The organism is Pseudomonas anuradhapurensis, assembly GCF_014269225.2.
Lineage (GTDB): Bacteria > Pseudomonadota > Gammaproteobacteria > Pseudomonadales > Pseudomonadaceae > Aquipseudomonas > Aquipseudomonas anuradhapurensis.
This window is the reverse complement of record NZ_CP077097.1, coordinates 4,185,030-4,198,682: the sequence shown is the minus strand read 5'-3', so window position 1 is coordinate 4,198,682 and position 13,653 is coordinate 4,185,030. Positions and strand designations below refer to the sequence as shown.

Annotated in this window: 7 protein-coding genes and 1 pseudogene; 5 read left to right on the top strand and 3 right to left on the bottom strand. The window is 64.1% G+C overall.

Annotated elements, in window-relative coordinates; all coding sequences use genetic code 11:
* Nucleotide 1: 1 nt before the first annotated feature.
* A complete protein-coding gene (locus tag HU763_RS19215) occupies nucleotides 2-3,151 on the bottom strand; it encodes a transglycosylase domain-containing protein (protein WP_186685147.1) in 3,150 nt (1,049 codons plus the stop codon).
* 391 nt (nucleotides 3,152-3,542) lie between these two features.
* Between HU763_RS19215 and HU763_RS19210 the strand changes: the two genes are divergently transcribed.
* The 3 genes and pseudogenes from HU763_RS19210 (at nucleotide 3,543) to HU763_RS19200 (ending at nucleotide 6,459) form a co-directional block, all read left to right on the top strand.
* Nucleotides 3,543-4,958, top strand: coding sequence for an amino acid permease (locus tag HU763_RS19210; RefSeq protein ID WP_186685145.1), 1,416 nt, complete (start codon nucleotides 3,543-3,545; stop codon nucleotides 4,956-4,958).
* A gap of 189 nt (nucleotides 4,959-5,147) precedes the next feature.
* On the top strand, nucleotides 5,148-5,516 hold the full coding sequence (locus tag HU763_RS19205) for a GtrA family protein (protein ID WP_186685143.1): 369 nt from the start codon (nucleotides 5,148-5,150) through the stop codon (nucleotides 5,514-5,516).
* Nucleotides 5,501-6,459: pseudogene (locus HU763_RS19200) on the top strand (glycosyltransferase family 2 protein). Before HU763_RS19205 ends, HU763_RS19200 begins: the two are co-directional and overlap by 16 nt.
* A 193-nt stretch (nucleotides 6,460-6,652) precedes the next feature.
* On the opposite strand, the gene HU763_RS19195 reads toward HU763_RS19200, so the two are convergent.
* Nucleotides 6,653-10,927: a DEAD/DEAH box helicase gene (locus tag HU763_RS19195; protein ID WP_186685141.1), complete on the bottom strand. Its 4,275-nt coding sequence runs from the start codon at nucleotides 10,925-10,927 to the stop codon at nucleotides 6,653-6,655.
* 132 nt (nucleotides 10,928-11,059) lie between these two features.
* Here HU763_RS19195 and HU763_RS19190 point away from each other — a divergent pair, with 132 nt between their 5' ends.
* Nucleotides 11,060-11,473: an NUDIX hydrolase gene (locus HU763_RS19190; protein ID WP_186685139.1), complete on the top strand. Its 414-nt coding sequence runs from the start codon at nucleotides 11,060-11,062 to the stop codon at nucleotides 11,471-11,473.
* On the opposite strand, the gene metR is transcribed toward HU763_RS19190, so the two are convergent.
* Nucleotides 11,457-12,374 carry a transcriptional regulator MetR gene (gene metR, locus HU763_RS19185; protein ID WP_170031974.1) on the bottom strand — a complete coding sequence of 306 codons (918 nt, stop codon included), beginning with the start codon at nucleotides 12,372-12,374 and terminating at the stop codon, nucleotides 11,457-11,459. The genes HU763_RS19190 and metR overlap by 17 nt on opposite strands.
* 196 nt (nucleotides 12,375-12,570) lie before the next feature.
* Here metR and HU763_RS19180 point away from each other — a divergent pair, with 196 nt between their 5' ends.
* Nucleotides 12,571-13,566, top strand: a complete 996-nt coding sequence (locus HU763_RS19180) for an alpha/beta fold hydrolase (RefSeq protein ID WP_186685137.1) — start codon at nucleotides 12,571-12,573, stop codon at nucleotides 13,564-13,566.
* Nucleotides 13,567-13,653: the final 87 nt, after the last annotated feature.

The window sequence follows — 13,653 nt, the reverse complement described above, 5'->3', positions numbered from 1 at the left end:
TCTAGTTTTTTGATGCGTCCTCTGCCGGTTTGCCGGCCTGCGCCGCCATCTGTGGCGGTTTGCACTCATTCGGATTGCCCGGCTGCAAGTAAGGCATGAGGATAGGAGCCATGCCCTTGAGCACCTGCACTGGCAGCGCCGAGGTGAACGTGAAGGCTTCCGCCGAGCGCCCCGGCACGAACGCGGTCAAGGTGCCGAAGTGGTTGTCGCCCAGGTAGAACACGAAGGTGGCGGTACGGTTCAGCGAGCGTGAGCCGATCAGTCGGCCACCGGCGCCGAAGCTTTCGATGCGGTTGTCGCCGGTACCGGTCTTGCCGCCCATGACCAGCGGCGTACCGTCCTGCAGCTTGAAGCTGCCGGAAATACGCCGTGCGGTGCCCGCATCCACCACTTGCGACATGGCGCCTTTGAGTGCCCGTGCCACCTCGACCGGCAGAATCCGCACGCCGCGGTCCGGGTCGCTGACCAGCTTGGTCTCGTACGGCGTGTTGGCCGCGAAATGCAGGGTGTCGATGCGCAAGGTCGGCAGGCGCACGCCGTCGTTCTGAATGATGCCGACCAGTTCGGAGAGGGCGGCGGGGCGGTCGCCCGAGCTACCGATGGCAGTGGCCAGCGAGGGCACCAGGTGGTCGAACGGATAGCCCACGCGCTTCCAGCGCTGGTGAATGTCGAGGAACGCTTCGATTTCCACCATGGTGCGAATTCGGCTGTCGCGGGCGCCCTGGTGGCGGCTCTTGAACAGCCAGCCATACACCTCCTGGCGTTCGAAGCGGCTGGCATTGACCATTTCAGTCAAGGTCGAGCTGGGGTTTTTCAGCAGGTAGCCGAGCAGCCACAGGTCCAGGGGGTGGACCTTGGCAATGTAGCCCTGGTCAGGCAAGTCATACTTGCCCGGCCCATAGGCGTCGTACATCTCCGACAGGCGGGCGTCGGTCAGTTTGCCCAGGGCGGCCTTGTCACCCTTGAGGTGGGCGCGGACAAAAGCGTTGAAGGTTTCCTGCCCGGCCTCGGGGAACAGGTAGCGATGCACCGCAGCCAGCCGTTGCGGGGTGACGCGCATGCTGTCGAGGAAGGTGTCCAGGCGTTGCTGCGAGGTCTTGCGCTGGTATTTCTTCCAGAAGCGCATCAGGTAGTTGGTGCCTTCCTTGTCGGCGAAACGGGCCAGGTATTCCTGGCGGCGCGGGTCGCTGTCGTCCTTGAGCAACGGCAGGCGGTTGTACGGCTGCTGGTAGGTCACGTAGCGCACCAGGTCGCGCATCAGGCGGATGAACGGCAGGTTGATCGATTCGCGCAACGCGTCCTTGAGGGTCGGGTTGCGGCTGTTGTCTTCCTTGCGGAAGTTGTTGAACACATGCATGCCGCCGCCAGTGAAGAAGGCTTCGCCGGTGTTGGCCGAGTACTTGCGTTCCAGCGCGGCATCGAGCATGGCGTCCAGGCTCTGGTTCTTGCTGTTCTGCGCGAGCCATTCCAGCGACCACTGGGTGATGCGGTCGAGTTCGGCGACTTCGACTTTCTTCAGCTCGGCGGCAGGTTTGCCGGCGTACTTGTCGTGCAGCTCGGCGATGATCTCCAGGTAGGTGGTGAGTACGCGCAGCTTGGCGGTGGAACCCAGCTCCAGCTTGCTGCCTTCGTTGATGTCGAAAGGCTGGTCGGTGCTGTCGGTTTGCACCCGCACCCGCGAGCCGTCAGCAGTACGCTCGAACAAGGTAAAGCTGTAGCTCACCTGGTCGGTGGTCTTGGGTGTCAGCAGGCGCTCACCGATCAGGCCCATCTGCGCGGCGAAGGCGGGGTCGGCAAGGTTTTTCAGGTACTGGCTGACCTGCACCTGCAGGTCGGCCTGCAGGGTGCTGGTGGCTGACAGATCGAGGCGGTCGAGGTCGTACAGCGGGCGGTTGAGCATGGCTGCCAGGCGGTTGCGCGCCAGGCTGATGCCCTTGTTGGTGACGATCGGCACGATGGTCGGTTGCGCCACCCAGTCGCGGTATACCGCCTTGCTGGCCAGTGCGGCGTTGGCCAGCGGCTGGTCGATGACCTGGTTGGCGGCCAGCACGCGAATGTGCGCATCGGTCAGTTCCGCCAGTTCGACCCGCCCCTTGGACAGGTAGTGCGAGGGGCGACGCTGGGCAATCATCAGTGACAGCACCTGGCGCAGGGCCAGGCCGCGCGTGGCCATGCTTTCGGGGTCGCTGGCGGTGGAGGTCAGGGCCTGGTTGACCTGGTCGAAATCAGCGCCGTACCACACCCGCAGGCCTTCGGCCATGCCGTGCACCTCGCCATGCCCAGGCACGGCCGACAGCGGCACACTGTTGAGGTAGTCACGCACGATACGCTGGCGTGCCTCGGTGGTGTCCGGGCCGCCCTGGTAAGCACGCACGCTGGCAGAAACCATCTGGCGGATCTTTTCGGCGCCCGACACCGTCAGGCCGTCCGGTGAGTGCCGGTACTTTTCCAGCTGCGTGGCCAGGGTGCTGCCACCCGCGGACTGGCCGGGCAGGGCCAGGTACTTGGCCACCTGGCTGTAGGCCGCCTTGGCGAAGCGCGGCCAGTCCACGGCCGGGTTGTTGCGTGGGTCCTTGGTGTCGAGCAGGTCGCGGTTCTCGATGAACAGCAGGCTGTTGACCATCACTGGCGGGATCGACGCGAAGTCCGGGTACAGGTGTTGCGGGTACTTGTACTGATACAGCATGTCGCCGCGGCAGTCGGTGATCGACAGCCCGGCCTGGATCTTTTCGATGTAGGGGGCGAACAGTCCATGCTCGACATAGTTCATCAATGCCGGCGAAAACCGCACCTGCTCGCTTATCAGGTAGTCGCGCTTGAGCAGGCGCGGCAGGAATTCACCCAGGGCGCTGTAGCCCAGGCGTTTATCGAACGGACCCTCACCGGGGTAGATGATGGCATCGCTTGGGCCTGGCTGCAGCGAGTAGGTGAGGGTGGTGGCCAGCTTGCTGAATTCCCGCGATTGCAGGTTGGAGGTGCGGAACTCGTCATACGCAGCGAAACCGATGGCCACCAACGCCACCAGCAGGATGAGGATGATCAGTCGCCACCATAGCCGCCGTTGACGGGGTGACTTGGGGTGTGGCGTCTCGGCCGGAGGTAGGTCGGGTGCTTCCGTTCTGGTTGGTTCCGATTGCCACAGTGCGCCCATAGTCTTGTATCCGGCCAGGTAATTTCGTCTTGCTTGTCTGAAGCTTAGACGTTGAGTGGGGCAGGTGAAAAATTTGTAAGAAGCGGAGAAAAGTGCCATGGGGCTATGCGGCTTTGGTGTGGGTTTCTTCGTCGAGCGATGTTGCTATGGTGCCGGGGCGGTTTGCAGAGCCACTGTGTGCCCCCGGAAAACTCGCTGATTATTCCGCTATATACAGCGACAATCCCTACAACGGTCTTCCTATACTGCTTGCCCCTTCGCCCAGCCGGACGCTCTATTCCGGCACCCGGACCGGCCCACAAGGTCAGTTTGGCAAGCCAACGCCACGTCTATCGGCCTGGCCGGTGCTGCACGAAGGTCAAATCCAATAACAAAACGAGGTTGTATTGCTATGCCAGTCGGCAACCACCCTGCCCACGGCCAGGCCATTGAAGGCGGCCCGCTCAAGCGTGAACTGGGCGAACGGCACATCCGTCTGATGGCGCTGGGCGCCTGTATCGGTGTCGGTCTTTTCCTCGGTTCGGCCAAGGCCATCGAAATGGCTGGCCCAGCCATCATGCTGTCCTACATCATCGGTGGCCTGGCCATCCTGGTGATCATGCGCGCCCTTGGCGAAATGGCCGTGCACAATCCTGTTGCCGGTTCGTTCAGCCGGTATGCCCAAGACTACCTAGGCCCGCTGGCGGGTTTCCTTACCGGCTGGAACTACTGGTTCCTGTGGCTGGTGACCTGCGTTGCGGAAATTACCGCGGTAGCCATCTACATGGGCATCTGGTTCCCCGACGTACCGCGTTGGATCTGGGCCCTGGCGGCGCTGGGCAGCATGGGCGCGGTCAACCTGGTGGCGGTGAAGGCGTTCGGCGAATTCGAGTTCTGGTTCGCCCTGATCAAGATCGTCACCATCATCGCCATGGTCCTTGGCGGCATTGGCATCATTGCCTTCGGCCTGGGCAATGACGGTGTAGCGGTGGGCATCTCCAACCTGTGGAGCAACGGCGGTTTCATGCCTAATGGCGTGACTGGCGTGCTGATGTCGCTGCAGATGGTGATGTTCGCCTACCTGGGCGTGGAAATGATCGGCTTGACCGCAGGTGAAGCACGCAACCCGCAGAAGACCATTCCGCACGCTATCGGCTCGGTATTCTGGCGCATCCTGCTGTTCTACGTCGGTGCGCTGTTCGTGATCCTGTCGATCTACCCGTGGAACGAAATCGGCAGCCAGGGCAGCCCGTTCGTCATGACCTTCGAACGCCTCGGTATCAAGACCGCCGCCGGCATCATCAACTTCGTGGTGATTACCGCCGCGCTGTCCTCGTGCAACGGCGGCATCTTCAGCACCGGGCGCATGCTCTACAGCCTGGCGCAGAACGGCCAGGCCCCGGCAGCCTTCGCCCGTACCTCGAAGAACGGCGTGCCGCGCAATGCGCTGCTGCTGTCGATCGGCGCGCTGCTGCTGGGCGTGCTGGCCAATTATCTGGTGCCGGAGAAGGTCTTTGTCTGGGTCACTTCGATTGCCACCTTCGGCGCGATCTGGACCTGGGTGATGATCCTCCTCGCGCAGCTGAAGTTCCGCGCCGGCCTCAGCAGCGCCGAGCGCAAGGCACTGAAGTACCGCATGTGGCTGTGGCCGCTGAGCTCCTACCTGGCGCTGGCCTTCCTGGTGCTGGTGGTCGGCCTGATGGCGTACTTCGAAGATACCCGCGTGGCGCTGTATATCGGCCCGGCGTTCCTGGTACTGCTGACGGTGCTGTATTACACGTTGCGCCTGGCTCCGCGTGACAAGCAAGCAGCAGCCACTGTGGCCTGACAACGACGTCCCGCTCACGCAACATCGCCTGGCACGAGGGTTTGCACGCGTGCCAGGCCTGTTGATCACCCGTCTGTCCGGCGGTTTGAGCGTGCGTTGACCCGCTGCGTCAACTGGTATTTTTGTCAGTAGTGCGCCGTCCTGGCTTCATCTAAGTTGGCCTTCAGCCCAAACGTGAAGGCCTGAGCCATGGCTGCGTTTTTCAAGTACCTGCTTGTGGGCGTGTGCAACACCGCCACCCATGCAGCAGTGTTCACCAGCATGCTGGCGTTTGGCGGCGATCAGGCCGTGAGCAACCTGGTCGCCTTCACCGTGGCGCTGTCATTTTCGTTTCTGGCCAATGCCAGGTTCACCTTCCGGGTACCCCTGTCACTGTCGCGCTACCTGTGGTTCGTGGCAGGGATGGGCAGCCTCAGCGTGTCGCTGGGCTATCTCGGCGATCGTCTCGGCTGGCAGCCAATGGTTACGGTAACGCTGTTCTCTTTGCTCAGCCTGGTGCTGGGCTTCCTGTTCTCGCGGTGGGTCTTCAGGGAGAAGCGCGGATGGATATTTCGCTGATCGTACCGGTATTCAATGAGGAAAAGACGATCAGGCCGTTCTATGACGCCGTTCGCCAGGCGCTGGCCAATGAGGCCGATCAGGTCGAACTGGTTTTCATCAATGATGGCAGCCAGGATGGAACCGAACGGCAGATTCGCCAACTGATCGCGGGTGACCCTGATGTTTCACTGATCGACCTGTCACGCAACTTCGGCAAGGAAGCCGCGCTGTTCGCCGGGCTGGATCAAGCCAATGGCGATGCCGTCATTCCAATCGACGTCGACTTGCAGGACCCGATCGAGGTCATTCCACAGCTGATCGAACAATGGCGGGCAGGCTTCGATGTGGTACTTGCCAAACGCCGTGACCGCTCGTGTGCTACTTGAAGCGTTTTACCGCAGCGATTTTCTACTTCCTGCTGAACCGCATATCGCAGATTCGCATCGAGGAAAATGTCGGTGACTTTCGCTTGCTCGACCGTAAAGTCGTGGACGTGATCCGGTCCATGCCCGAACAGCAACTGTTCATGAAGGGCGTGTTGTCCTGGCCAGGGTTCAGCACCGCAGTGGTCGAGTACGAACGTTCTTCGCGAACGCAAGGAAAGAGCCGTTTCAATGGTTGGAAACTGTGGAATCTGGCGCTGGACGGGATTACCTCGTTCAGTACCGTGCCATTGCGACTGTGGACTTATGTCGGGGGGCTAGCTGCGTTACTTGCGCTGGCCTCGGCGGCATACCAGGTGCTGGAAAAATGGCTGTTTGGCAGCCCGGTGCCGGGATACCCATCATCGATGACTGCCATTCTTTTTCTCGGCGGCGTACAACTGATCGGCATCGGCGTGTTGGGTGAGTACATCGGGCGCATCTACATGGAGTCCAAGCATCGACCGCGCTACGTCATCCGCGCCGTGGCGGGTCGCCGTAGAACGCAACAGGAGCGGCCGGTCTGCAAGGGGAATTGATATACCATTGCTTCACAGGTTCAGGGTTAGTGCAGCGCTTACCTGACACCTGGACGCTGAAAGAACAGCTCGGGGGTGGACAGGCTCGAGCCACATTGTTCCTCCAGGCAATACCGTAGGGGCTTTCTCGCCCATGTGCTGGCTGCAGTGGCCTATCGCTGGCAAGCTACCAGGGCGGTACAGCAAAAGGCGCTCACAACTTGTCTCGCAGCAATATCTGCCGCCAGCCTTGCTGTTCCTGGGCCGGCGCCTCGACCAGGAACGAATAGCGTCCGGCCACCCGCACCGCCACCGGCACCCCATCGCGATACAACAGGCGGTTGCCAGTGACCGCCGGTACCTTCGCTCCCGGCAACAACGACCCGATCAGGTTCAATGGGTCACTGGCACTCACTGCCACCAGCGCCCCGTCTCGCTCACGCCGCCGTACCTGTCGCAGCAGGCCCACCGCTTCCGGCAAGGCGAATTGTTCACCCGCCAGCCCGGCAATGAAGCGCCCGCCACGAATCTCGCCGCGCGCCTCCAGCCGGTGGTAGCAGCGCAGCAGTTCGCGCCACGGCGGCAGCACGTCACTTTCGCGCTCAAGCAGCCGCCAGCACACCACGCCATAGCGTCTCAGCAGGGCCCGGGCGATGTGTTCCAGGCGCTGGCTGTCGTCCACCGCCCCCCGGCGCAACAAGGCCCAGCGCCCGGCATGGGCCATGCTGCTGAGCAGCGGCGGGTGGCCACGGCGGCTGTTGCGGGAGATACGTTTCGCCGCCGGGGTGATCAGGCTGCGCAGGCCGGCGAAACTGTCGGCCCCCACGAGGCCGGCGCCTACCAGCTCTTGCAAGGCCGTTTCCAGTTCGCTGGGCAGCAGGTGGGCGTCGTGGGCCAGTTCGTCGAAGAACAGCGCGCCCTGTGCCTGCAGCACCTCGTGTACGCGCTGCGCCCGCGGGCCAAGGCTGTCGAGCGCGGGCACCGGGGCAAGGCTGCGCCACACATTCAGGTACTCGCGCGGTAGCAGCACCAGCGGGGTGCTGGACAAGGTACTGCTCGACACCGTGGTGGCCAGGCGGCTCCAGGCGAACTGCCCGCTGCGACAGGCATCGTCGAGCCAGTGCGGGCTGTAGTCCTGGATGCGTGCCGGCAGCAGTTCGGCCTCCCAGGCGCCGGCAGCACTCGGAAAGCCTTGTAACTGGCCCAGTACCTCGGCCACGGCTTGCGGCCCGCGCAGGCGTTGCTCAGCGGCCAGGTGCTGCCAGTCGAACAGGAAGCGCATGAAGTCCTGCAGGCTGACCGGCTCGATTTCCCGGCGCAGGCGTTTGACCGTGTAGCGGTGGATGCGCGCCAGCAAGTGGCGCTCGCACCACTGCAGTTCGCGTGCTCCTGGGCTGAAATGCCCGCGCAGTACATAACCTTCGGCTTCCAGGCGTACCAGAGCCTGTTCGATCGCCGCTAGCGGCTTGCCCAGCGGTGCGGCTATCTGTGCCTGGGTCAGCGGGCCATGGCCACTGAGTCGGGCGCGCAGCAGCTCGACCAGTGCAGTATCCGGCTCGCAGGCCTGGTCGAAGCCTGGCAGGACCGGCAGCGCAGGGTGCAGACGGGTGCCGGGATACAGCACCTGTAACAGGCTCAAGCGTTCACGCGCCAGCCACAGTCCTTCATCCACCAGGCATATTGCCCGCCCGGCATCGGCCAACTGGCGCAGCAGCATGTCCCAGCTGGCATTGCCCTTTACTTCCGTCTGGCTGATGGCCCCCAGTCCCATCAATGCTTCATGCATTTCGTCGGCATTGCCTGGCTCTGGCCAGGCTTCAGCAGCGACAGCGGCAATGGCATCGGCATCCAGCGCGCCCAGGTCGTCGCCGCTGTGCACTTCGTTCCAGCGTCGGTTGAGCACAGCCTGGGTGCGCCGTTCCTCCAGTGGCGCGTCATCCAGGAAGGCATACGGGCGGGCATTGAGGATGGCCGAAGCCAATGGCGAAGGGGCCGGCAGGTCGCGGCACAGCAGGCGTACCGTACCGCTTTCCATACGCCGCAGCAGCGCCAGCCAGCCTTCGCTGTCCATCGCTTCGTGCAGGCAGTCGTCCAAGGTTTGCTCGACCAGTGGGTGATCGGGAATCTGCCGCTCGCCGACGATATTTTCCAGGCAGGCGATCTGCTCGGGGAACACGGCCGCCACCAGGTCTTCGCTTTTAATCCGCTGGACCTGTGGCGCCACCTTGCGCCCGCCGATGAAGCGCGGCAAGGCCATGGCCACGCTGGCGTTCCAGCGCCAGCGCACGCCGAACAACGGCGCATCGAGCAAAGCCTGGACGAGGATCGGCTCGGCGCTGCGGCTGTTCAGGTAACGCCACACCTCGTCCAATTCGAAACTGTGGCTGGTGGACAGCGACAGCACGATGGCGTCCTCGCTGGCCGCTGCCTGCAACTCGAAATTGAAGGTACGGCAGAAGCGCTTGCGCAGGGCCAGGCCCCAGGCGCGGTTGATGCGGCTGCCGTAGGGGGAATGGATGATCAGCTGGGTGCCGCCGGACTCATCGAAGAAGCGCTCCATCACCAAGGTTTCCTGCGAGGGCAGGGCGCCGAGCACTTCACGGGTGCGGGCCAGGTAGTCCAGCAACTGGCTGGCGCTGTCCTGGCCCAGTTCGAAAGTTTCCTGCAACCACGCCAGCACCTCGGCCAGATTGCCGCCGGCCTGCGCCAGGTGCTGATCGATCTGCGCCTGTAGCCGCGCCACTGCGGCAGATAGTTCGTCGCTGCGCCCTGGTGCCTCGCCCAACCAGAACGGAATGGTCGGCGGCAGGCCATGTGCATCTTCCACCCGCACCCGGCCCGGTTCCACGCGCAGGATGCGATAGGAGGCATTACCCAGCTGGAAGATATCGCCGGCGATGCTCTCCACGGCAAAGTCTTCGTTGACGCTGCCGATGTTCAGCGCCTGTGGCTCGAGCAACACGGCGTAGTCGGCGTTGTCGGGGATCGTGCCGCCACTGGTCAGCGCGGTCAGCTGGCTACCCCGGCGGCCACGCAGGGTGCCGCTGACCGCGTCGCGGTGCAGGTAGGCACTACGTACGCCGTGGCGGCCGTTGTAGCCTTCGGCGAGCATGCGCAACAGGGCCTGGTAGTGTTGCAGGTCGAGTTCGGCATAGGGCGTGGCTTGGCGCAGGCAGTCGTACAGGGCCAGTTCGTGCCAAGCCTGGTTGCTGGCCTCGGCAACGATCTGCTGGGCCAGTACGTCCAGTGGCGCCCGGGGAATGTGCAGTTCATCCAGCTCGCCGCGGCGGACGCAGTCGAGCAGGGCTACGCATTCGATCAGGTCGTCGCGCGAGGTCGGGAACAGGCGCCCCTTGGGCACGCCATCGACCTGGTGGCCGGCGCGGCCGACCCGCTGCAGGAAGGCCGCGATAGAACCTGGCGAGGCAATCTGGCAGACCAGGTCGATGTCACCGATGTCGATGCCCAGTTCCAGCGACGCGGTGGCCACAAGTACCTGCAACTGGCCGTTTTTCAGGCGTTGTTCGGCGTCCAGGCGCAGTTCCTTGGCCAGGCTGCCATGGTGCGCGGCCACTGCCTCCTTGCCCAGCCGATCACTGAGGTGGCGAGTGATGCGCTCGGCCAGGCGCCGGGTATTGACGAACACCAGGGTGGTACGGTGCTCCCTTGCCAACTCGGCCAGGCGGTCGTAGACCAGGCCCCAGACATCGGTGGCCATCACTGCGCCAAGCGGAACCGGAGGCACTTCGATGGCCAGGTCGCGCTGCCGTGCATGGCCGACATCGACGATCGCGCAGGGGCGCCCGGTGCCGACCAGGAATTGTGCCACCCGCTCGACCGGGCGCTGTGTGGCCGACAGGCCGATACGCCGCAGTGGCTGCTTGCACAGGGCCTGCAGGCGTTCCAGGGTCAATGCCAGGTGAGCACCGCGCTTGTTGCTGGCCAGGGCATGGATTTCATCGACGATCACCGTGTGCACACTGGCCAGACCTTCACGGCCCGAAGCCGAACCCATCAGCACATAGAGCGATTCGGGTGTGGTTACCAGGATGTGCGGTGCCAGCTTGCGCATGGCGGCGCGTTCCTTTTGTGGTGTGTCGCCGGTGCGCACGGCCGTGGTGATGCGCGGCGCGCCAAGGCCCTGTTCGGCCAGGGCCTGGCTGATGCCTTCTAGCGGGGCCTGCAAGTTCAGGCGGATATCGTTGGACAGCGCCTTGAGCGGCGAAACATAGACCACCTGGGTTTGTGCAGGCAGCTCGCCCTGCTGCTCCAGGCCTTGGCGGAACAGTTCGTCGAGCACGGCCAGAAAGGCGCTGAGGGTCTTGCCCGAGCCGGTCGGTGCCGCCAGCAGCAGCGACTGGCCAGCTTGGATCAGCGGCCAGGCACGGGCCTGAGCGTCGGTGACCGTGGTGAAACAGCGACGGAACCAGGTGCGCACGGCAGGGTGGAACAGTTCGAGCACCGGGTGGTGTTTGGCGGGCAGGTTCATGTGATGGTTATGGAGGGGGCGGGGCAGGTTGGCAAGGGGCCGTTCGTCAGGCTGGCACAGGAAGGACTGGGCTTGTCAGGGCAGTGACCCCATGGGATCCTCCCCGGCCATTGATTCAAGTGAGCCGAGACCATGCCCAACACCATCCGCATCGCCGCCGCCCTGCTGATCGACGCCCAGGGCCGTACCTTGCTGGTGCGCAAGCGTGGTACCCAGGCGTTCATGCAGCCCGGTGGCAAGATCGATGCCGGTGAGTCGCCGGTCGAGGCGTTGGTGCGTGAGCTGCATGAGGAACTCGGCCTGCGTGTCGACCCGGCCCAGGCACTGCACCTAGGCCAATTCAGCGCCCCGGCCGCCAATGAGCCGGGCTTTCAGGTGCAGGCCGAACTGTTCCGTGTCGACTGCGTTGCAGCCGTGGCCCCGGCTGCGGAAATCGAAGAGGTGGTATGGCTGAGCGCCGAGCAGACGCCCGCCATGCACTTGGCACCCTTGACCCGCGACCTGATCCTGCCGTTGTACTACCAGGCGCTCAGCGCACCGCGCTGACGCCATCGAGGGTGGCGAACGAGGTGTCCTTGGCCGTCAACAGGAAGTCGCGCATGTACGGCGCATCCAGCATATCGGTGCGCACCGCGGCATAAAGCGTGGCGAACAGGCCTTTCTCACCCAGGCGCTTGCCCTTGACGTAGCCGCGCGAGCTGTATTCATGCAGCGCCCAGTGCGGCATGCCGCACACACCACGGCCGCTGGCCACCAGTTGCATCATCATCACCGTCAGCTCCGACGTGCGCACGGCGGCCGGCTCGATGTCGGCGGGCTCCAGGAAACGGGTGAAGATATCCAGGCGATCACGTTCTACCGGGTAGGTGATCAGCGTCTGGTCGAGCAGGTCCTGCGGCACGATATAGGGCTTGCTGGCCAGTGGATGCTGGTTGGCCACGGCCAGCATCGCCTCGTAGGTGAACAGCGGTACATAAGTGATGCCCGCCAGGTCCACCGGGTCGGAGGTCACCACCAGGTCGAGGTCACCACGGGCCAGGGCTGGCAGCGGGGCAAAGGCAAAGCCGGAGGCGAGGTCCAGTTCCACTTCCGGCCAGGCATCCCGGAACTGGTCGATGGTCGGCATCAGCCACTGGAAGCAGCTGTGGCATTCGATGGCCATGTGCAGGCGCCCGGCGGTGCCACCGGCCAGGCGGGCGATGTCACGTTCGGCGCTACGCAGCAGCGGCAGGGTGGCATCGGCCAGTTGCAGCAGGCGCAGCCCGGCGCTGGTGAAGCGGATCGGCTTGGTCTTGCGCACGAACAGCGGCATGCCCAGGCGCTCTTCCAGCTCCTTGAACTGATGCGACAGCGCCGACTGGGTCAGGTGCAGGCGCTCAGCGGCTTCCACCAGGCTGTCGGCTTCGCGCAGGGCATGAAGGGTTTTCAGGTGGCGGATCTCCAGCACAGCTGACTCCGGGGGATCAATTTGGGAAAATAGCGAATGAGTTGAGTTTCCCTCATGTTGCAGCGCCTGTCGACAGGGCGTTTGGTCACACCGTCTGGCGGGCGTCATCAAACTGTAACCGGACTGTGGCAGCGCGCCCGAACAGAATTCATCAGAATCGCGCTCTACTGGGGATCTGCATTCTGGTGTTTCTTTCATGCGGGCATTTTGGCTATTTGTTTTCTTGGTACTCAGCGCTCCTGGGAGTTTCGCCGAGCAGCGCTGTGACGCCCAGGCGCCGGTACAGCGCGCCGAACTGGGTGCGGTGAGCCTGGTCTACCAGAGCGTCGGAGCGCCGCGCGACCCTGTGCTGTTGCTGGTCATGGGCCTGGGCGGGCAGCTTATCCATTGGCCGGACGACGTGGTCGAGGCGCTATGCCGCCAGGGCTTTCGGGTGATTCGCTACGACAACCGCGATGTCGGCCTGTCGCGCTGGAACCAGCTGCCACCGTCGGCCAACCTGACGGTCGAACTGCTGCGCTACAAGTTGGGGCTGCCGGTGGCTGCGCCCTATACCCTGACCGACATGGCGGGCGACGGCCTGCGCCTGATGGACGCGCTGGGAGTGCGCCAGTTCCATGTGCTGGGGGTGAGCATGGGCGGCATGATCGCCCAGCACCTGGCGGCCATGGCGCCAGGGCGTGTGCGCAGCCTGACGCTGGTCATGTCCAGTTCAGGGGCGGCGGGTTTGCCGGCGCCGGCCCCGGCGCTGGTGCAGCTGCTGGCCCGGCGCAGCGCAGCGAACCGCGAAGTGGCCATCGAGCAACAGGCCGACCTGCTGGCCGCGCTGGGCAGCCCCGAGGTGCCGGACGACCGTGCCGCCTTGCTGCAGCAGGCGGCGGTGGCCTACGACCGCGCGTTCAACCCCGACGGGGCCAAGCGCCAGATCATGGCGATACTGGCCGAGCCGAGCCGGGTCGAGCTGCTTGACCAGTTGCGGGTGCCGGCCCTGGTGGTCCATGGCACGGCCGACCCGTTGCTGCCGGTGATGCACGGCGTGCACCTGGCGGCGCATATCCAGGGCAGCCAGCTGCGCTTGATACCGGGCTTGGCGCATCGCTTCCAGGAGCCGTTCAAGGCGCCGCTGCTGGGGGCGGTGTTGCCGTACCTGGAGGCGCACCGGCAGGATGTCACGCATATCGCCGGGCTGTGAATTTCCATCCTTCAAGGCTGTGCGATCCCAGTAGGAGCGGCCTTGTGTCGCGAAAGGGCCGCAAAGCGGCCCCGGCAACATTCGCGG

What these genes read in the sequence shown, in the direction of transcription:
- HU763_RS19215 (WP_186685147.1), bottom strand. Translation starts at nt 3,151, where the DNA reads ATGGGCGCACTGTGGCAATCGGAACCAACCAGAACGGAAGCACCCGAC.
- HU763_RS19210 (WP_186685145.1), top strand. Translation starts at nt 3,543, where the DNA reads ATGCCAGTCGGCAACCACCCTGCCCACGGCCAGGCCATTGAAGGCGGC.
- HU763_RS19205 (WP_186685143.1), top strand. Translation starts at nt 5,148, where the DNA reads ATGGCTGCGTTTTTCAAGTACCTGCTTGTGGGCGTGTGCAACACCGCC.
- HU763_RS19195 (WP_186685141.1), bottom strand. Translation starts at nt 10,927, where the DNA reads ATGAACCTGCCCGCCAAACACCACCCGGTGCTCGAACTGTTCCACCCT.
- HU763_RS19190 (WP_186685139.1), top strand. Translation starts at nt 11,060, where the DNA reads ATGCCCAACACCATCCGCATCGCCGCCGCCCTGCTGATCGACGCCCAG.
- HU763_RS19180 (WP_186685137.1), top strand. Translation starts at nt 12,571, where the DNA reads ATGCGGGCATTTTGGCTATTTGTTTTCTTGGTACTCAGCGCTCCTGGG.